Source organism: Rhizobium sp. P44RR-XXIV (genome assembly GCF_001999485.2).
Classification (GTDB): domain Bacteria; phylum Pseudomonadota; class Alphaproteobacteria; order Rhizobiales; family Rhizobiaceae; genus Rhizobium.
On record NZ_MPVZ02000029.1, the window covers coordinates 534,609 to 553,161 of the forward strand.

General features: G+C 58.7%; 16 protein-coding genes. 5 read left to right on the forward strand and 11 right to left on the reverse strand.

Annotation, left to right across the window (positions count from 1 at the left end; genetic code table 11):
* Positions 1 to 174 precede the first annotated feature (174 nt).
* A complete protein-coding gene (locus tag BSK43_RS28575; protein ID WP_136687330.1) occupies positions 175 to 831 on the forward strand; it encodes a hypothetical protein in 657 nt (218 codons plus the stop codon).
* 196 nt (positions 832 to 1,027) lie between these two features.
* Here the strand turns inward: BSK43_RS28575 and BSK43_RS28580 are convergent, their stop codons facing one another.
* The 4 genes from BSK43_RS28580 to BSK43_RS28595 all read right to left on the reverse strand — a co-directional run bounded on the left by BSK43_RS28580 (position 1,028) and on the right by BSK43_RS28595 (position 5,486).
* Complete coding sequence (locus BSK43_RS28580) at positions 1,028 to 1,837, reverse strand: mechanosensitive ion channel domain-containing protein (RefSeq protein WP_077468108.1); 810 nt, start codon at positions 1,835 to 1,837, stop codon at positions 1,028 to 1,030.
* Between the two features lie 121 nt (positions 1,838 to 1,958).
* Positions 1,959 to 3,425, reverse strand: a complete 1,467-nt coding sequence (locus BSK43_RS28585; RefSeq protein ID WP_077468109.1) for a sensor domain-containing diguanylate cyclase — start codon at positions 3,423 to 3,425, stop codon at positions 1,959 to 1,961.
* 202 nt (positions 3,426 to 3,627) lie between these two features.
* Entirely contained in the window at positions 3,628 to 4,077 is a 450-nt protein-coding gene (mntR, locus tag BSK43_RS28590; protein ID WP_077468110.1) for a manganese-binding transcriptional regulator MntR, read from the reverse strand.
* Positions 4,078 to 4,175: 98 nt separating this feature from the next.
* The gene (locus tag BSK43_RS28595) at positions 4,176 to 5,486 is read right to left on the reverse strand and encodes an Nramp family divalent metal transporter (RefSeq protein ID WP_077468111.1); all 1,311 of its coding nucleotides are present in this window, start codon (positions 5,484 to 5,486) and stop codon (positions 4,176 to 4,178) included.
* Positions 5,487 to 6,042: 556 nt separating this feature from the next.
* Between BSK43_RS28595 and BSK43_RS28600 the strand changes: the two genes are divergently transcribed.
* Positions 6,043 to 7,980, forward strand: a complete 1,938-nt coding sequence (locus tag BSK43_RS28600; RefSeq protein WP_077468112.1) for a methyl-accepting chemotaxis protein — start codon at positions 6,043 to 6,045, stop codon at positions 7,978 to 7,980.
* Positions 7,981 to 8,099: 119 nt separating this feature from the next.
* Here BSK43_RS28600 and BSK43_RS28605 read toward each other — a convergent pair whose 3' ends face one another.
* The 7 genes from BSK43_RS28605 to BSK43_RS28635 all read right to left on the reverse strand — a co-directional run bounded on the left by BSK43_RS28605 (position 8,100) and on the right by BSK43_RS28635 (position 14,806).
* A complete protein-coding gene (locus tag BSK43_RS28605; protein WP_077468113.1) occupies positions 8,100 to 9,104 on the reverse strand; it encodes an inorganic phosphate transporter in 1,005 nt (334 codons plus the stop codon).
* A complete protein-coding gene (locus BSK43_RS28610) occupies positions 9,104 to 9,745 on the reverse strand; it encodes a DUF47 family protein (RefSeq protein WP_077468114.1) in 642 nt (213 codons plus the stop codon). Before BSK43_RS28610 ends, BSK43_RS28605 begins: the two co-directional genes overlap by 1 nt.
* 110 nt (positions 9,746 to 9,855) lie before the next feature.
* Positions 9,856 to 10,923 (reverse strand): LLM class flavin-dependent oxidoreductase, encoded by a 1,068-nt coding sequence (locus BSK43_RS28615; RefSeq protein ID WP_077468115.1) that lies wholly within the window; start codon positions 10,921 to 10,923, stop codon positions 9,856 to 9,858.
* A 77-nt stretch (positions 10,924 to 11,000) separates the two neighbouring features.
* Complete coding sequence (locus BSK43_RS28620) at positions 11,001 to 11,852, reverse strand: ABC transporter permease subunit (protein ID WP_077468116.1); 852 nt, start codon at positions 11,850 to 11,852, stop codon at positions 11,001 to 11,003.
* Positions 11,849 to 12,637, reverse strand: a complete 789-nt coding sequence (locus BSK43_RS28625) for an ABC transporter ATP-binding protein (protein ID WP_077468117.1) — start codon at positions 12,635 to 12,637, stop codon at positions 11,849 to 11,851. The genes BSK43_RS28620 and BSK43_RS28625 overlap by 4 nt, the downstream gene beginning before the upstream one ends.
* Before the next feature lie 57 nt (positions 12,638 to 12,694).
* Positions 12,695 to 13,702, reverse strand: coding sequence for a taurine ABC transporter substrate-binding protein (tauA, locus tag BSK43_RS28630; RefSeq protein WP_077468118.1), 1,008 nt, complete (start codon positions 13,700 to 13,702; stop codon positions 12,695 to 12,697).
* Positions 13,703 to 13,966: 264 nt separating this feature from the next.
* Positions 13,967 to 14,806, reverse strand: a complete 840-nt coding sequence (locus BSK43_RS28635) for an oxidoreductase (RefSeq protein ID WP_077468119.1) — start codon at positions 14,804 to 14,806, stop codon at positions 13,967 to 13,969.
* Positions 14,807 to 15,052: 246 nt separating this feature from the next.
* Here BSK43_RS28635 and BSK43_RS28640 point away from each other — a divergent pair, with 246 nt between their 5' ends.
* The 3 genes from BSK43_RS28640 (at position 15,053) to BSK43_RS28650 (ending at position 18,542) form a co-directional block, all read left to right on the forward strand.
* Complete coding sequence (locus tag BSK43_RS28640) at positions 15,053 to 15,934, forward strand: AraC family transcriptional regulator (protein WP_077468120.1); 882 nt, start codon at positions 15,053 to 15,055, stop codon at positions 15,932 to 15,934.
* A gap of 240 nt (positions 15,935 to 16,174) precedes the next feature.
* Positions 16,175 to 17,167 (forward strand): MsnO8 family LLM class oxidoreductase, encoded by a 993-nt coding sequence (locus BSK43_RS28645; protein ID WP_077468121.1) that lies wholly within the window; start codon positions 16,175 to 16,177, stop codon positions 17,165 to 17,167.
* A gap of 25 nt (positions 17,168 to 17,192) precedes the next feature.
* Entirely contained in the window at positions 17,193 to 18,542 is a 1,350-nt protein-coding gene (locus tag BSK43_RS28650) for an LLM class flavin-dependent oxidoreductase (RefSeq protein ID WP_077468122.1), read from the forward strand.
* Positions 18,543 to 18,553: the final 11 nt, after the last annotated feature.

Below are 18,553 nucleotides of genomic sequence, written 5' to 3' on the forward strand. Positions count from 1 at the left end.
TCCGTGGTGGCGATATATCCTTCGAGCGGATGCCTGTTTTTGGCTCCGCAGCGCTTCCGATTTCGGGCGCTCAACCGAACAAATCAATCCGAGGCCTGAATGCGGCATTTGCCATGTGTTCGGCCGTTGTCTTGGTGCGCCCAAAGTTTTGGGCAGAGATAAGTGGGTTTATAGATGGCTTTTGTTGCACAGCGCGCCGTTCTCGGTGTTCTTGCAAGCGTGATGTTGTTGCCGCAGGCCGCCGATGCCAGCGATCTGATGATCTGGTCGCCGGTCAAGGTTGCGCCACGAACCTATAAGACGACGCTGGGTTTTCGATTGCCGATGGCTTGGGAAACGAGTGCGGGCGTGGATCTCGGCCTGGGAGGTTCCGTGAATGGAACGATCCTGCGCAGCAGCAGTCTTGCGACATTATGGGGAACGGCTGTCGACAGCCAGAGCCGCTTCTCGACCAGCTGGCGGCGCGAAGTGGCGCTGCGTGTCGATACGCTAAACGGCGCCGGCACCCTTTGTTTTGGCCGCTCACGTAGCTGGATCGTGTCAGATGGCCTCGATATGCGCACGTCCAGATCGCTGAATGTCAATTATGCAGGGGGGCGGAGCGGTGCGAATACTATTATCGCGACACAGGACGTGACGCTTGCCGTTCCCTGGACAGGAACATCCATATCGGCAAGCGGCAATCTGAAAGATGTCGGCAATGCCTTCTCCAGCACGGTCTCGTTTCAGCAGCCTCTTGCGCCGAACCTAAATTTTTCTGCTTCGTTCCTCGACCCGCAGACATTGACGCCGGCCGGCAATCTGCGCCTTGACTACCGTGTCAAATGGTAGTGCAGGAACTCGCGGCATAGTTCTGATCGCGCTTACTGATTTCGCGCGAAGTGCGGAACAAATATCTCGCGCCTCAGTTTGGAAGATAGCGGGATCGTTGGGTCGCGCACGAGGCATTCAAACCTCGTAAAAACCTGCCGTCAGCCTGCTCCCGGCTGACGGCAGGTTCCAATGTCCAGAGTCGCGGCCCAGACTGTTACTTGATCGGAATATTGGCTTCGGCAAGCTTTGATTTCAGCTTTGAGATGATCTCGTGCCGGGCTTCCGTCCAGGCCGAGGTAATCGTCCAATATTGGATTTTCACCACGGTCTGGTCGGCCGTAAGATCGTCCAGATAGGCCAGCGGCGCAGGCTTGCTCTTCACGCGCTGGTCCGAACTCACGACGTCGAGAATGGTTTTGCGAGCGATATCGATGTCGACATCATTGCCGACGGCGATGGATAGTTCCTGCCGGCGATCGGGCTCCCGGCTGTGATTGACGATGGGCGTGTTCCAGAGTGTGGAATTCGGTGCCATGAGGTAAAGACCGTCTTCCGTCTTCATCTCCGTTGCAAACAGCCCGATATCTCTGATGAAGCCTTTGACGTTCGTCGTCTCTATATATTCGCCGACCCGAAATGGTCTGAGCACCAAGAGCATGATGCCTGCGGCAATATTCTGAAGCGTGCCCTGTAGCGCCAGGCCGACTGCGAGGCCGGCGGCGCCGAGGGTAGCGATGATGGAGGCTGTCTGGACACCGAATTGTCCGAGGACGGTGATAAACACCAGGACGAGAAGGCCGTAATGTAGGACGTTCTGGAAGAAGCTGGCCAGTGTCTCGTCAATGCCGCGGATGCGCGAGATGACGCGATAGGCCGCGCGGCTGATGACGCCGGCCAAAATCCAGCCGACCACCAACAGAATGACCGCACCGAGGATAGAGAACCCATATTGGACTGCGAGTGCGGATGCCTGGTCGAGAGCGCTTCGAGTGGCGACGACGACGTTGGTCGTTTGATCTTCCATTTAAAACTCCATCTTTTTCCAGAAAGCCAAATGTTGAGTCCCGGCTTTTGTTCCTGGTCACGGGGTATTCCGGGATGGGCTGTTTGGTCAGCCGAAGGAAAGGAAATGCGGCGCGCCGTTATCAGGCGCCGTGCTTTGCCTGATGCGGGCCGATACCGATAGCCGCGGCATAATGGGCTTTCTTGTGTTCGTACATGCCTAAATCGGCACGCTTGACCATGGCCTCCATGGTCTCTCCCTGCTGGCTCGTCGCGACGCCGACTGCGGTGCTGAGCGGGGAGCTGGAATAGAACTGATTGTTGATCTTCAACAGTTCGTTGATCGTTTCAACCATGGCCGTAGCCGCAATCTCATCGGCGCCGGGCATGAGGACTGCAAATTCATCGCCACCGATCCGGGCTGCATGATTTGGCTGAGAGACCACGCTGTTCAGCACTTCCCCCATGCGGCGCAGAAGAGAATCGCCAGCGTCGTGCCCGCTCTCGTCATTGGCCGCTTTAAGGCCATTGAGATCGATAATGATGGCCGAGACCGGCCGCAGCGATTTGCGCTCCAGCCTGTTGAGCTCATCCATATAGAAAGCGCGATTGTAGAGCCGGGTGAGCACGTCGTGCTTGCCGAGATATTCGAGATAGGCCTCAGCCTTCTTGCGGGCAGTAATGTCTGTCAGCGCCACCTGAACCAGCGACCAATCGTGCTCGTAGCCGGGGAAAACGGAAAACTGCAGGAGAACATGGCGTTCTGAGCCGTCGAGGGCGTAGTTCAGCACCTCGCGCTGATGGAAAAGTCGCTCGTTCCACAATTCCACCAGTTGCCCGCGAAAATGCTTCTCCATGTCGTCGCGAAAGACTTCGCCGATTCGCTGGTGCAGGGTTTGCCGATCGGGCGCACAGAACAGGTCAAGTGTCGCCTGGTTGACGTCAAGCACGCTGATCTCGCTCATGCATTGCTGGACGAACTCCGGATGGACGTCGAGGAATACCTGAAAATCGACGATGCCACGGCTGCGGATTTCATCGAGCAGGATCTTGATGCGGCTGAAATCCTCGACCCACAGCGATACCGGAGAATGTTCGAACATGCCTTCGGCATAGCGGCGCTGGCGCTCCTCCTGCCGCCTTGCTTCCTCGCGTGCGGTCACGTCTTCTGTCGTCAGCAGTAACTGGCTCCACGACGTCTCATGCCCCGGCAACACGATACCGCGCAGCTGTATGTCCAGCCTGCGGCCGCCAAGCGTATAGTTGATCGCCGTGCCGGAAAATTCGGTCTTGCCCTCCCATAGCGCGACCAGCTCATTCACATGGCTTTGCAGCATCTCGCCACGGAAAACATTGGAAAGCCCGCCCACCAGGGCCTCAAAGGACTGTGCCTCGAACAATTCGAGGGTCTTGGCGTTGACCGAGAGGAGCCGAATCTTTTGCGAGCAGGCCGCAACGCGTTGCTCATCCTCAAGCAGGAAGGAGCGCAGATCCGCCACCCCTTCGCTCCGCCACAGCTCGAACTGTTCTCTAACGCCGCTGAAGTCTTCCAGCCACATGGCGACTGGGGCGATGTCAAATACGGTGGTGCTCAGATCCTGGGCGTTCATCATGATTCCCTGCGCCGGTAATAAAAATCAGTCTGTTCGTGACAAAGACCAGCGGTTCGCTAAATGCTGCTTAGCGAAGATTTGTAAACCTTGCGTTGATACCGGTTGATTGGTCAAGACAGACAGTTATTGCCGGCTAGTTTTCAAATCATTCTCGCCAAAACTGTGCCAAAAATGGCTCTTTGATTCTGTTATTCGGCCATTACGTCTTCAGAAAGCGCTCGAAGGCTTCGAGCGTCTTTTCGCTAACATGGTGTTCGATGCCCTCCGCGTCGTTTCGCGCGGTGTCGGGATCGACGCCAAGACGGCAAAGAACTGCCTCCACGACTTCATGACGCCGGCGTGTCGCAACGGCCAAGCGATGACCTTCTTCCGTCAGGAAGACGCCGCGATAGGGCCGCTGGGTGATCAGGTTTTCTTCGGCCAGGCGCTTGAGCATTTTGGCGACAGTGGGTTGGGTTACTCCCAGCCGCTGTGCGATATCGGTCTGGCGGGCCTCTCCGGCATGTTCTATCAGATCGGCGATCAGCTCCACGTAGTCTTCCATCAGCTCCGTGCGTCGATCATCGCGGCTTTTCTGAAAGGCCTCGACATGCGTCTCGACTTCTGTCGAAGCCAGACGGCTTTCCGGGGCGGCGGGTGGTTTCGTCAAGGCGGCTTACCTTCATAAGATCACGAGTTGCGTGATGATGTTTAGCCTCGACTATAAATAATTCAACTCCGTTATGAAAGCCCGGCGGCTGATCCGGGTCAGCCGTTGCTGAGCCCGGGGATCGGGATGCCGAAGGTCTGCAGGAGCAGGATGGCATTCAGGCACAGTATGATGATCGTCCCGACAATTGCAGCAATGTCGGTCAACCGGCCGTTGGCAAAATTGCCCATGATGGCGCGATTGCGGGTGAACAGAACCAGCGCGATCATCGGAATCGGCAGTGCGAAGGAAAGGATAACCTGGCTGTAGACGAGCGCCTCGGTGGTGTTGACGCCCAACAGCACCACGACGAAAGCAGGCAGCATAGTCACCAGCCGGCGCAACCAGACTGGAATGCGGAAACCGACGAAGCCCTGCATGATCATCTGCCCGGCCATGGTGCCGACCGCCGAAGAAGAGATACCGGAGGCCATCAGCGAGATCAGGAAAATGCTGGCTGCCGCGCCGCCGAGGAGAGGAGTAAGGGTATGATAGGCCGTTTCGATCTCGGCAACGTCGGAGTGGCCGGCATGGAAGGCGGCCGCGGCCATGATCACCATCGCCATGTTGACGGCGCCGGCGACGGCGAGGGCGATGACGCATTCCCAATTGGAAAAGAACACCAGTTTCCGCCGCTCATTGTCGTTGCGTCCAGGGGCTCTGTGCTGCGTCAGGCCGGAATGCAGGTAGACGGCATGGGGCATGACAGTCGCGCCAATGATGCCGACCGAGATTGTCAGCGCTGTGGAGTCCGGGATCGACGGCAGGATCGTCCCGAGCCCCGCCTGTCCCCAGGCAACCGGCGCGATGAACATCTCCAAAACATAACAAAGACTTATTATTGCAACGAGCCCACCGATGATCAGTTCCATCGGCCGGAAGCCGCGTCCTTCCATCAAGAGGACAGCGTATGTCACCACAGCGGTGACGCCCATTCCGGCGATGAGCGGCATGCCGAAGAGCAGGGAGAGACCGATTGCGCCGCCGAGGAATTCGGCGAGATCGGTGGCCATCGCAGCAATTTCGCTGACGACCCACATCGCAAGCCGAATGGGCGCCGAAAACTGATCGCGGCAGAGCTCGGCTAGATTGCGGCCGGTGACAATGCCGAGCTTTGCCGAAAGTGCCTGGAAGAGCATGGCGATGAGGTTTGCCACCAACACCACCCACAGCAGGGAATAGCCATAGCCGGAGCCGGCCTGGATGTTCGTCGCGAAGTTTCCGGGATCCATGTAGGCAATGGAGGCGACGACCGCCGGGCCGGCAAAGAGCAGGATGGATCCAAAGCCCCGGCGTCGGCCGGCCAGAACTTCGCGAATCTGCATATCTGTACGTTCCGACAATGTCTGCCGGACAATCGAGTCTGTCATGGGGCTTTCTCCAGCTCGTTATTTAAAACATAGCCTCGGCTAAATTTATGTCAAGGCGCCATTATTGGAAGTTGGTGCTAATATCGAGCTGGCGGGGAGGCATGGCTTGCGGCTGTCGGATCAGGCAAAAGATTGAGCGATGCCCCGATCTCTGCACGAGGGCGAAATAAATCCAGCCGGCCAAGAGATGGGAGGCTTTTACTTAGGCCGGAGTTGTTTTAAGTAAATAAGACATATTTGGGTATAGATTTTGAATTAATCGCCCAGAAAAGCCAACGTAAAGATTGAATGGATAGTTTGAAAATACAATTGTCGATTACCGGCTGTGTATCTCTCTTGAATATTACATTTTCATTATAATTAAATTTATGTAATATTTAATTGTATTAATGATTTTGTCAGATTGCTGTGTTTTTTAGCCTTGCAGCGCCATTGGCGGTGAGCAGGACGCTCCTTCTCTGCAGTGCTCCCGACCCCGAAGCAGGCAATCATCGAAGCGTACGCACATTGCGGCGTGCAAGTGCTTGTCAGCTCTTCACGAAGAGCAAGCCCCATCATGTCATTTCTCCAGAATGCTAAAATCAGGACGAAAGTACTCTCCATCATGATTCCGATCTGTCTGATCGGGATCTCGGGTGTCCTCTTCGTATCAAGTCAGTACAAAGACAGTGTCAGCACCTATTCGAACTTCATAGCGAAGGACGAAGCTGCGGCCGTGGAGATGTCGAGGGCCAGCCAACGGGTGACCGCGCTGAGCTACAATGCCTATCAAATCCTGGCCTACAATTCGAAAGACCAGGAAATGGTCAAGTTCTCCAGAGATTATGAGGAGAACAAGAAAGTGCTCCTCGAACGCCTTGCCGCTGTCAAAGAGTTGATGCCGGCCGAGACGGATGCCGTGGATAAACTGACCGTGAAGGCCAAGGCAGTCATCGCGTTGACGGATCAAGCGGTGAAGGCCGGCCTAGTGGACGACAATGAAGGGTCTCTGAAGCTGCTGAAGCAGGCGGATCCGCTGATTGATGACGAGGTTCTTGCAGTCCGCGCTTGGCTCGATACCTTCAACAAGGATATCGACGCCAAGAGCGATATGCTGGACGAACAGGCTGGGTCGACAATCACCAATACACTCGTTGCGCTTGGTATCCTGTTGGGTGCAGCGATCCTCATTGCCATTCTGGTTTCCGCTCGCGGTATTGCCTCGCCGATCGAGCGGCTGCGTGCCCGTATGGCGTCTCTCGCTGACGGTAATACCGAGGAGGAGATTGCGGGGATCGGTCGTCGGGACGAGGTCGGCCAGATGGCCACGGCCGTCGCGATCTTCCGGGATAACGCAATCGAGCGTATCCGGTTGGAGCAGGATGCTGCCGCCGGGCGGAGCCTTTCGGAAAAGGAACGCTTGGAGCGCGAGGCCCAAAAGGCCAAGGATGCGGCGGATACGCAATTTGCGGTGGATGGTTTGGCTGGTGGCCTGGCCGAGCTTTCGAACGGCAACATGATTTATCGCATCGAAAAGCCTTTTGTTGCTCATCTCGACCAGCTGAGGGCAAACTTCAACGCATCGATGGAAAAGCTGGAGGAAACGCTGCGGGCCGTTGGTCAGGGCGGTCAGGCGATCGCCGCCGGCTCCAATCAGATCCGCTCTGCTGCAGACGATCTCTCCAAGCGCACCGAGCAACAGGCAGCCTCCGTTGAAGAGACTGCCGCAGCACTTGAGGAAATCACCACCACGGTCAAGGATTCGACCCGGCGCGCGGAAGAAGCGAGTTCGCTGGTCGGCCGCGCTCGCGTCGGCGCCGAGAAATCCGGCGAGGTCATGCGCGAGGCGGTTGCCGCCATGGAGGCCATTTCAAAATCGTCGAGCGAGATCAGCAATATCATCGGCGTCATCGACGATATTGCCTTCCAGACGAACCTCCTCGCGCTTAATGCAGGGGTAGAGGCGGCGCGTGCGGGAGAGGCCGGCAAAGGTTTTGCCGTGGTCGCCCAGGAAGTGCGGGAACTGGCGCAGCGCTCCGCCAAGGCGGCCAAGGAGATCAAGGCGCTCATTTCGACATCGGGTCAGCAGGTCAACAGCGGTGTCGATCTCGTCACCAGAACCGGGCAGTCGCTCCAGCAGATCGTCAAGGAGGTCGAGGAGATCGACGGCAACGTCCGTGCGATCGTCGAAGCTGCCCGTGAACAGGCGACCGGACTGCAGGAGATCAACACGGCCGTCAACACCATCGACCAGGGAACCCAGCAGAACGCAGCAATGGTCGAGGAGTCCACAGCTGCAAGTTATAGCCTGGCCAAGGAAGTGTCGGCTTTGAACGACCTCCTCGGGCAATTCACCCTGCAGGCTGGTCGCAGCAACCAGGCGCGACCGGCGGCTGCTACGGAGCAATCAAGCCCTGCCGCTTCGCCCGCTCGTTCGTTGCGGGCGAGGATTGCCGGTGCCTTTGGAGGCTCCGGCGCATCGGCTGCGGCCGCATCCTCATGGGAAGAGTTTTGATCTCGCTCGGGCAATGCGCTCGCTGAACAATCGGCAGGCTTAAAGTCAGGAGATCGCGGCCATTCCAGCCGCGATCTTTCTTATTTTATTACAGATGTTTAGAAAGCCATGCTCGCTGATTACGTGAAAAGCTGCATGCACCAGTAGGAGAGCGCCGAGATGATGGCGGCGGCGGGCAGGGTGATGACCCAGGCAATGACAATATTGCCGGCGAGACCCCAACGCACTGCCGATACACGCCGCGCAGCGCCGACACCGATGATGGCGCCGGTGATCGTGTGCGTGGTGGAAACCGGAATGCCGAGCCATGTGGCCGCAAACAGCGTCAGCGCGCCGCCCGTCTCCGCGCAAAAGCCTTGCATCGGATTGAGGCGGGTGATTTTCGAACCCATCGTGTGAACGATCCGCCAGCCGCCAAACAGCGTGCCGAGGGCCATGGCTGTCTGACAGGAAAGCACCACCCATAACGGAACATGGAAGGAGCCGCCGCTATATCCCTGTGAATACAAGAGAATTGCGATAATACCCATGGTCTTCTGCGCGTCGTTGCCGCCATGCCCCAACGAATAGAGCGACGCCGAAAAGAACTGCAATATGCGGAATGTTCTATCGACGGCGAATGGTGTCTGGCGGACGAACAGCCAGGTCACGATGAGGACCAGAAACAGCGCCAGCACAAATCCTATCAATGGCGACATGACGATCGCGCCGGCGGTCTTGAAGACGCCGAGCCAGACAATCGAGCTGACGCCGACTTTGGCGAGGCCAGCGCCGATCAGCCCGCCGACCAGCGCATGCGACGAGCTGGAGGGTATGCCAAATATCCAAGTGACGATGTTCCAGACAATCGCTCCGAGGAGCGCTGCGAAGATGACGGAGGGGTCGACGATACTCGGATCGATGATGCCGGTACCAAGCGTCTCCGCCACATGCAGCCCGAAGAACAGGAAGGCGATGAAGTTGAAGAATGCGGCCCATAGCACCGCATATTGTGGCCGCAGCACACGGGTCGATACGATGGTGGCGATGGAGTTCGCCGCATCGTGAAGTCCGTTCAGAAAGTCGAAGAACAAGGCGGTGGCGATGATCCCCACCAGCAGCGGAAAGGCGAGCGAGGCCTCCATCAGACGCTCTCGAGCACGATGCCGTTGATCTCGTTGGCGACGTCCTCGAAGCGATCGACGACTTTCTCCAACTCGCCATATATCTCGCTGCCGATGATATAGGCCATGGCGTTGGAGGCGCCGTAATTGCGGAAGAGGTCCTTCAGGCCCTGTTCGTGCAAGGCGTCTGCCTGGCCTTCCACCTTGACGATCTCTTCCGTGAGATTGCCGAGCTTGGTGACATTGGCGCCAATGCGATCCAGGAGCGGCACCGCCTCGGCGACGAGATAGGCCGCCTTGACGATGACGGCGCCCATCTGCTGCATGCCCGGATCGAAGCTCTTCTGCTCGAAGAGCCGTATGGTTTTCACGGTCTTGTGCATCATGTCGATGGCGTCATCCATGGACATGATCAGGTCTTTGATGTCGCCCCGGTCGAATGGCGTGATGAAGCTTCGCCGCACCGCAAGCAGCACGTCGCGGGTGATATCGTCAGCCTGATTTTCAAGTTCGACGATCTCCCGGCATTTCGCATCGATATCCCGGCCGCCCAGCAGCTCGTTCAATGCTTCAGCCGCGCTGACGATCGTGCGCGAGTGCTGCGCGAAGAGATCGAAAAAACGATCCTCGCGCGGCATGAGTTTACGAAACCAGCCCAGCATCAAAGCTCCATGCATTCATTGTCATGAAACTGTCATAATTGACGAGGCACAGCTTGGAAAGCCGCGAGGTGTCGTTGTTCTGTGGGTATAGCTATCGTCAGCTTAACCGATCAGTCGCGCAGAAGGGGCAGGAGTTGGTCCCCTTGGCGTTTGATCTCGGGGAGGTAGGGAGTATCCGAAAGGACGAAATGCGTGATGCCCAGATCCCGGTATTTGCGCAGCGAGCGGGCGACATCTTCGGCGGAACCCACCAGCCAGGTAGTGCCGGCACCGCCGCCACCGTACTTGCCGGGTGCGGTATAGAGGTTGTCATCAAGCACGTCTCCGCGTGCATTCAGATCCAGCAACCGGCGCTGGCCGACGGCGATGGACTGCAGATGGTCGTTCCAGCCGGCGCCGTTGATCTTCGCCATTTCGGCAACCTTCGCCTCGGCGTCGGCCCATGCCTGTTCGGTGGTGTCACGCACCAGCGTGGTAATCCGCAATCCGAATTCCAGCGGCGGAAGATCGCGATCGAGCGTTTTGCTCAATGACTTCAGGTGCTCGATCCGCTGCCGGACGCCGTCAAGCGGCTCGCCCCAGAAAAGCTGGACATCCGCCTCAGTGGCGGAAACCCGCTCGGCTGCTTCCGAAGCGCCGCCGAAATAGAGTTTCGGATGCCGGCGCTCGCCGTTCTGTCGTATCCGTGGCGCCACGGTAGAATCGGTAACGCCGAAATGCTCGCCCTCATAGGTGACGTTTTCTTCGGTCCACAGCCGGCGAACCAGGCGCATGAATTCCTTGGTGCGGGCGTAGCGATGCGCCTGGTCGCCCTCGCTGTCGCCATAGGCCGAGAGATTGTCTTTGCCCGATACGATATTGACGCGCACGCGGCCGCCGCTCAGCTGATCCAAAGTGGCGGCTGCAGATGCGAAGTGTGCAGGGCGCCAATAGCCGGGGCGAATGGCGATCAATGGTTCGAAGCTTGTCGTGCGGACGGTAAGAGCGGCGGCGACGGTGAATGTATCGGGCCGGCCCCAGCCGGTGCCGATCAAGGCTCCCTTCCAGCCGTGATCCTCCAAGGTCTTTGCATGGCTGGTCAGCGTTTCCAGACTGTTGTGGTTTTCGACGGCAGAATCACCACGGTGACCGGATTTGACGTCGTTGGGAATATACCAAAGAAACTCGCTGCTGCTCATGTCCAGGGGCCTGTAATGCATTGAATAGGAAATTCCCGCCGAATGCGGGCGTGATCGATACGCTTGCTATCGAGGCTTCAGAGTTTGCCTTTCCACGGAACGAGAATGGCCTCGAGAATGCGGATTGCCGCCGTGAAGGCGAAGGCGCAGATCGCGATAATACCAATGCCGACGAAGACGACGTCGGTTGCAAGGAATTGCGATGCCGACATGATCATGAAGCCGATGCCGCGTGTCGAGGCGATCAGTTCGGCGGCGACCAATGTACCCCAGCCGATGCCGAAGGCGATGCGGACACCGGTCAGGATCTCCGGCAAGGCCGAGGGCAGCACGATAGAGATGAAAAGCTGCAGCCGGTTCGCTCCAAGTGAACGGGCGGCGTTGACACGCTCGAGCGGAAGCGATCGTACACCGGCCTGGGCCGAGAGGCAGATTGGCGCGAACATGGCCAACACCAGGAGGGTGATTTTCGAGGTCTCGCCAATGCCAAGCCAGATGATCATCAGCGGCAGATAGGACAGCGGAGGCAAAGGCCAATAGAATTCGATTGGCGTGTCGAGAATTCCCTTCGCCCAGCGATTAAGGCCCATCAACAGTCCGACGGGAATGCCGATGACAATCGCAATCGTCGCAGCAGTGACGATGCGGATTACGCTTGCGAGGATGTGTTCGGACAGCGACGCACCGGCATAGCCATCGCGGTAGATGACGCCGATCTGCATCAATACTTCATCAGGTCTTGGCAGAAAAAGGTGGGATACCAGACCGAGCTTCGCGACCAGCCACCACAGGGTAAGACAGAGGATTGCGGTGACGATGCTGATGGCAACGGTCGGCTTTCCGCCGACGCCGAAGCTCGGCATGCCGACGAGTTTCGGCCCCGCCTCACGGGAGACGACGATCGGGCGCGCCTGGGTAATATCGCTCATGCAGCGCTCCTGAAATCATCAGCCTTGTGAAGGATCGTACGGATTTCTTCTCGCAGATTGGTGAATTCGGGAGAGGCGACGATCGCCTTGCTATCGCCGCTGGCGGCAAAGCGATGCACGAAATCAAGTTCGAAACGGGCGAGGACCCGGCCCGGCCGCGGCGACATGACCAGCACCTCGGTGCCGAGAAAGAGCGCTTCCTCGATCGAGTGGGTTATGAAGAAAATGCGTTTGTCGGTTCTAGCCCAGACCGAGATCAGCAACTCCTGCATCTGCTCGCGCGTCAGGCTGTCGAGCGCGCCGAAAGGCTCGTCCATCAGCAGTATATCGGGATCGGTGGCAAGAGCGCGGGCTATGCCGACGCGCTGACGCATGCCGCCGGACAGTTCATAGGTCATCGAACCGGCAAAGTCAGCCAGACCGACCAGCCGCAGCAATTCGAGGGCGCGGTCCCGCCGTTCCCGGCGACCCAGCCCAGCGAACTGCAATCCGAGGGCGACGTTGTCGACAACGGATTTCCACGGCAGCAGTGAATCCTTCTGGAAGACGACACCGCGGTCGGCGCCGGGACCGGACACAGGTCGGCCATCGAGCGTGATCGTTCCCTCGGAAAGCGGCAGGAAGCCGGCTATCGCATTCAAGAGCGTGGACTTGCCGCAGCCTGATGCTCCCAGCGCCACGACGATACCCCGCTCGGGAATATTGAACGAAACGCGATCGAGCGCGTGAACGGTGCTGCCGTCGCGCGCTGCAAAAAATACACTGGCATGATCGACTTGAAGCATGACGTCTCTCAGAAATTCGACACCGGAGCAGCGGTGGCTGCTCCGGTGTTGGGAGGATCAGTTGCTGGCGCTGACGAGCGCGTCGGGTGTGACAAAGGCGCTGTAGCTTGGCAGGACTTCGGAGACTTTGCCCTGGCCCTTCAGGAAGGTCGCTGTGTCCTTCAGGATCTTCGCGGCGCCGGACTGCTCACCACCGCCGAGCCAGGCTGCCGAGGCCTGAACGTCGGGTGTCAGGAGGGTGAGGTTCTTGAGCGCTGCGGCCTGCTGATCCGCGGTGCCACCGAGAAGCTTGGCAAGGGCCTTGGTGTTGTCGCTATCCGGTCCCCATGCCGCCTTGTCGGCTGCGAAGGAGGCGTAGTACTTGTTGATCACCGAAGCGAAGGCCTTCAGGAACTGCGGGTCACTTGCGGCGAATTTCGAGGTCGCGACCCAGGCGGAAAAGGTCGGCGCGCCCTTGTCGGCGACATCCTTGGAAGTCACCAGCACCTTGCCGCCCTTCTTGAGTTCAGTCAGCGCTGGATCCCAGACGAAGCCGCCGTCAATGTCACCGCGATTGTAGCTGGCGACGATTTCAGGCTGCGGGATGGCGAAGACCTGCACGTCCTTTTCCGTCAGGCCGAGAGACTTGATGAGCGCGAGCAGCTGGTAATGGTCGGTGGAGACCGGTGATGCCGCAAGCTTCTTGCCCTTGAGATCGGCAAGCGTGTTGATGCCCGAGCCGTTGCGCACCACAAGTGCTTCATCGATGCCCGAGATCGACGACAGATAGAAGGCCTTGACCTCGAGGCCTCGCGATGCGGCGGCCGCAAACGGGCTTGAGCCGACATAACCGATCTGGACGTCGCCAGAGGCGATGGCTGCAAAGATCTCCGCGCCGGAGTTGAACTTGCGGAAATCGATCTCGTATCCGGTTGCCTTGGCGAAATCGCCGTTGGCGATGCCGACGGAGGATGGCAGCGCGTCCGTCTGATAGCCGACGACGACTTTCTTGTCGGCGGCGGAGGCTGCCGTCGAAATGCTGGCGAGACCGACGACGGCCGCAGCGATCAGAGTCTTGAGGTTCATGTTTGTCCCTTTGGCCGGATCATATTGTCCTGCGGCTTCCTGAGTTCGATGGCTTGAACCTAGAGAAGAAGGGTGCAAGAGCGATAGAAATAACAAACTATTTTTATAGACTATAAGCGGAATTGTTTGTCTGAAATGACCAAGGCTGCAGCGTTGGCATCTTTCCGGAAGCAAAAATGGCGCGGCGCAAGCCTGTAGAAATCGAGGGGGGACAGGAGTGGCCGGCTCCCTTGAAAGCCGGCCACTCCGTGATGGTTTGCGATACTAGTCCTGGGGAAAGTCGGTGCTGAGGGTAACGTCCTTCCAGGCTTCGAAGTTCTTCTGAAGGGCTGCGAGGCGCGACTCGGCAAGCCGGTAGGCGTCGGAGCCAAGCAGCAGCCGCAGCGGCGGCTCGGCTGAATCGACGGCCTTGATGATCGCGGCGACGCCGCGGGCAGGGTCGCCACGCTGCTTGCCGGAATATTCGTGGGCGGCCTTCCGGCGCGCGCCCGCCGTTTCAGCGTAATCGTCGATAATCGTCTTGGATTCGACCATTGACCGGCCGGCCCAATCCGTCCGGAACCCGCCGGGCTCGACGATGGTCACCTTGATCCCAAGAGGCCCGACCTCTTGCGACAGCGATTCCGAGAAGCCCTCAACGGCAAACTTGCTGGCATGATAGTAGCCAGTGGCCGGGAAGGCCATCAGGCCGCCGATAGACGACACGTTGACGATATGACCGGCGCGCCTGGCGCGCATGCCTGCCAACACACGCCTTGTGACCGCATATAGGCCGAAGACGTTTGTCTCGAACTGGCGCCGGATTTCGTCATCCTCGCCCTCTTCGATGGCGGAGAAGTAACCGTAGCCGGCATTGTTGACGAGCACGTCGATGCGCCCGAAGTGAGCTTCGGCGTCGGAGACCGCCTTCTCGATTGCCGTCCCGCTCGTAACATCCAGCGGAAGTGTGATGGCCCGGCCTGGATGCTTGCTTACAAGCTCGTCAAGGCTTTCAGGTCGGCGTGCGGTTAGCACAGCGCGGTCGCCACGCTCGAGGACCTGCTTGGCGAGTTCGTGGCCGAGCCCCGTGGAGCAGCCGGTGATGAACCAAATCTTTTCGGACATCGTGCAATACCTTTCCTATTTCAAACATGTTGCCAATCGTCGGTGCAGGGCGGTGATGCAGACATCCGCCTGCGGAGCACTTGACCTGCCAACCCTTGATCAGCACACGCAACGGAATTTGGTCGCTTTGGCGTCTTTAAACTACGGCGATCGTGCCAATATTTTGCACGATCCTACCAAGGTTGGTGGGGAGGGACTTTTCAGGACTTCGGCATCGTGCCAGGTTCGTTTCAAAGGATGTGCATCATGAAACAACTTCTGGACACCATGTGCGACGTCGTCGAGCGCCACGCCCATGTGCCACGCTACCCGACCGTCGTTCCCGGCCTGACGCTCTATCAGATGAGCACGAGCGTTCATCCCATCCATGCGCTGTACAATCCGCGTGTTTGCATCATCTTGCGGGGTGGCAAGACGGTCAGCCTCGGCGAGGAGCCCTTCTACGCTGATCCATCGACTTTTCTTCTCGTCACTGCCGATCTGCCCGTCGCTTCCCGTGTGTTCAGTGCCGATGACGGGCGCTCCCATCTGGCGCTCACAATGGATCTCGATCGCGCGCTGCTGGCCGAGGTCCTGCAGTGCCTCCCGACGCGTCAGGCGCCAGTAAGCCCATTGGCGGGTGTCATCGCCGCGCCGTTGGAGCGCGCATTGCTCGAGCCGTTTGCAAGGCTCCTGTCGCTGCTCGACCACCCAGACGAAATCGATTTTCTCAGACCGTTGATTGTCCAGGAAATCCATTATCGTCTTGCTCGAAGCGGACTTGGCGACGTCCTCGCGCAGTTCGCCTTCGCCGGCTCCCATCTTTGGCAAATCAGCAAGGCAACAAGCTGGATCAAGGCCAATTACAAGGAGCCGATGAGCATCGAAGACCTGGCGGATCTCGCAGGCATGAGCGTCACCTCGTTCCACCGCCATTTTAAGGCAATTACCCTGATGTCGCCGTTCCAATATCGCACGCAGGTGCGGTTGCAGGAGGCGAGACGCATCCTGCTTTCGGAGCGGCTTACGGCCGGGATTGCCGGCGTCATGGTCGGATATGACAGCCAGTCCCAGTTCAGCCGTGACTATAAGCGGATGTTTGGAGCACCGCCGGGCTCGGACACAGCCCGTCTCATGGGCGCGGTTTGACGCCGCGGTAGCAGGCAAGGCGCCGGAAATACCGGCGATTGCTTGTCATAAGGCCGTGTCATTTTCCGGCCGCGTGCCCTTTGTATCGCCCCTTTCACTACTTTACTCGACTGCCGATTTTTTCCGCATCTGCGTGAAGAAAAAGAAAGCTGTTTCTTAAATTCCTTAAAATCTATGCTTTTTATAGACTATGGCGACAATGGTCGGCATTGGTTGCAATTATGGATGAAATGAAACGGCATGTCCTATCTTCTCAGCCTTCTCGACAAGAGCCCGATCGAGCAGGGCCTTGGCGCTAGCGACGCGCTTAGCGCCACGACGCGATTGGCGGTCAGAGCCGAAGAGCTCGGTTATCATCGCTTCTGGGTTGCCGAGCATCACAACATGGCAAACCTCGCGAGTTCGGCGCCTGAAGTGCTGATCGCCTATCTTCTTGCCAGAACCTCGAAGATCCGCATCGGCTCCGGCGGCGTCATGCTGCAGCACTACAGCGCCTATAAGGTCGCCGAGGCCTTCAATCTTCTGGCGTCGCTCGCGCCCGGCCGCATCGATCTTGGTGTCGGCAAGGCGCCCGGTGGCTTTCCACTCTCAACACGCGCATTGCAGATCGGCATTGATCCGGAGAAGAAGCCGGGCTTTGCCGAGCAGCTGTCCGATCTGAACCGTTATCTCGCGGCCGACCCTCAATCCGACGGCGCGCTGGCGACACCGTTTCCGCCTCGCGCAGCGGAGCGTTTTCTCCTCGGTGCCAGCGTCGAGAGCGCCGAGCTTGCGGCGGAGAAGGGCTGGACGTTAGTTTTCGCGGGCCATCTGAACGGCGATCCCGAAAATCTGAAACGAACCTTCGAGGCATACGGGCGTGCGACGGGTGGCAAGGTTCCGATCCTGGCGCTCGCTGCCTTTGCTGCTGAAAGCGAGGCCTATGCTCGCGAGCGCGTTGGCCAGCTTCGCATTGTGAAGCTTTTCCTGCCCAACGGCCAGAGCGTCAATGTCGGCAGTCTGGAGCAGGCGGCTGAATTCGCTCGTCAGGCTGGCCTCACGGACTATCGCACTGAAGAGAAGGTGCCGAGCGTGCTGCATGGCACGGCGGCACAGATCCGTGCCGAACTCGATGCGCTGCACCGCCGATACGGTGTCGAGGAGTTCGTGCTCGACGCGCCGGCGCTGACGGCGGCGGAACGGCTCACCTCAATTGAACTGCTCGCCAAAGAACGGCTTTCCCTCGTCGCCTGAACAGCCTGTCCCAGGAGGACCAATCATGGCTCAAAAACACATTACTTTCGGTATCATGCTGCAAGGCCCGGGCGGCCACATGAACGCCTGGAAGCATCCGAGCGTCCCGGCTGATGCCAGCACCAATCTCAACTTTTTCGTCAAGACGGCGCGCAAGGCGGAAGAAGCCGGCATCGCTTTCGCTTTCGTCGCCGACGGGCTTTACATCAACGAGCAGTCGATCCCGCATTTCCTCAACCGCTTCGAGCCGCTGACGATCCTGTCCGCGCTGGCCGCCTTTACGACGAAGCTCGGTCTGGTCGGCACGGTCTCGACATCCTACAGCGATCCTTTCACCATCGCCCGCCAGTTCGCCTCGCTCGATCTGATCAGCGGCGGCCGCGCCGGCTGGAATGCCGTGACCTCGCCGCTCGAAGGCTCCGGCCGCAATTACAGCCGCGAGCATCCCGAGCATGAGCTGCGCTACGAGATCGCCGACGAATATCTCGATGCCACCAAGGGCCTGTGGGACTCCTGGGATGACGATGCCTTCCCTCGCGATCGCGAAACGGGCGTTTATGCCGACAAGGCCAAGCTGCATCGTCTGAACCACAAGGGGCGCTTCTTCCGGATCGAGGGACCGCTGAATATCGGCCGATCGAAGCAGGGGCAGCCTGTGGTGTTCCAGGCCGGTGCATCCGATTCCGGCATCCGTCTTGCCGGCAAGCATGCTGATGCTGTCTTTACCAATGGCGGTCCGCTTGAGGATGCCAAGGTCTTCTACAAGCAGGTCAAGCAGAGCGCGATCGCCCATGGCCGTAGTGCTGCCGAGGTCGGTATTTTCCCCGGCATCGGCCCGATCGTCGGTGCGACGCAGGAAGAGGCGGAGACTAAATATCAGGCAATCCGCAACCTCGTCACGATAGAAGAGGCGCTGGCCTATCTCGGCCGCTTCTTCGATCATCATGATTTCAGCGCCTATCCGCTGGACGAGCCTTTCCCGGATCTCGGCGATATCGGCCGCAATAACTTCCGCGCCACGACCGACCGTATCAAGAAGACTGCGCGGGAAAAGGGGCTGACCCTTCGCGAAGTGGCGCTCGACGCCGCAACGCCGCGCACCGCCTTCATCGGAACTGCCGACCATATCGCCGATGAGATCATCCGCTGGGTGGATCAGGAAGGCGCTGACGGTTTCATCCTCGGTTTCCCCGTCATCGGAGAAGGCTTCGACGATTTCGCCAAGCATGTCCTGCCGATCCTGACGAGCCGTGGCTATTTCGATCCGGAGCTGAAGGGCGAGACGCTGCGGGATCATCTCGGCCTGCCGTTCCGCGAGAGCCGTCACACGGCGCAATCCGATCATATCGAACCTGCAAAGGCCGTTGGCGCCTGAGCCCGGATTGA

Excerpts from the sequence above, each read along its gene's own strand:
- BSK43_RS28575 (WP_136687330.1), top strand. The coding sequence starts at position 175 with ATGGCTTTTGTTGCACAGCGCGCCGTTCTCGGTGTTCTTGCAAGCGTG.
- BSK43_RS28580 (WP_077468108.1), bottom strand. The coding sequence starts at position 1,837 with ATGGAAGATCAAACGACCAACGTCGTCGTCGCCACTCGAAGCGCTCTC.
- BSK43_RS28585 (WP_077468109.1), bottom strand. The coding sequence starts at position 3,425 with ATGAACGCCCAGGATCTGAGCACCACCGTATTTGACATCGCCCCAGTC.
- BSK43_RS28595 (WP_077468111.1), bottom strand. The coding sequence starts at position 5,486 with ATGACAGACTCGATTGTCCGGCAGACATTGTCGGAACGTACAGATATG.
- BSK43_RS28600 (WP_077468112.1), top strand. The coding sequence starts at position 6,043 with ATGTCATTTCTCCAGAATGCTAAAATCAGGACGAAAGTACTCTCCATC.
- BSK43_RS28605 (WP_077468113.1), bottom strand. The coding sequence starts at position 9,104 with ATGGAGGCCTCGCTCGCCTTTCCGCTGCTGGTGGGGATCATCGCCACC.
- BSK43_RS28610 (WP_077468114.1), bottom strand. The coding sequence starts at position 9,745 with ATGCTGGGCTGGTTTCGTAAACTCATGCCGCGCGAGGATCGTTTTTTC.
- BSK43_RS28615 (WP_077468115.1), bottom strand. The coding sequence starts at position 10,923 with ATGAGCAGCAGCGAGTTTCTTTGGTATATTCCCAACGACGTCAAATCC.
- BSK43_RS28620 (WP_077468116.1), bottom strand. The coding sequence starts at position 11,852 with ATGAGCGATATTACCCAGGCGCGCCCGATCGTCGTCTCCCGTGAGGCG.
- BSK43_RS28625 (WP_077468117.1), bottom strand. The coding sequence starts at position 12,637 with ATGCTTCAAGTCGATCATGCCAGTGTATTTTTTGCAGCGCGCGACGGC.
- tauA (WP_077468118.1), bottom strand. The coding sequence starts at position 13,702 with ATGAACCTCAAGACTCTGATCGCTGCGGCCGTCGTCGGTCTCGCCAGC.
- BSK43_RS28635 (WP_077468119.1), bottom strand. The coding sequence starts at position 14,806 with ATGTCCGAAAAGATTTGGTTCATCACCGGCTGCTCCACGGGGCTCGGC.
- BSK43_RS28640 (WP_077468120.1), top strand. The coding sequence starts at position 15,053 with ATGAAACAACTTCTGGACACCATGTGCGACGTCGTCGAGCGCCACGCC.
- BSK43_RS28645 (WP_077468121.1), top strand. The coding sequence starts at position 16,175 with ATGTCCTATCTTCTCAGCCTTCTCGACAAGAGCCCGATCGAGCAGGGC.
- BSK43_RS28650 (WP_077468122.1), top strand. The coding sequence starts at position 17,193 with ATGGCTCAAAAACACATTACTTTCGGTATCATGCTGCAAGGCCCGGGC.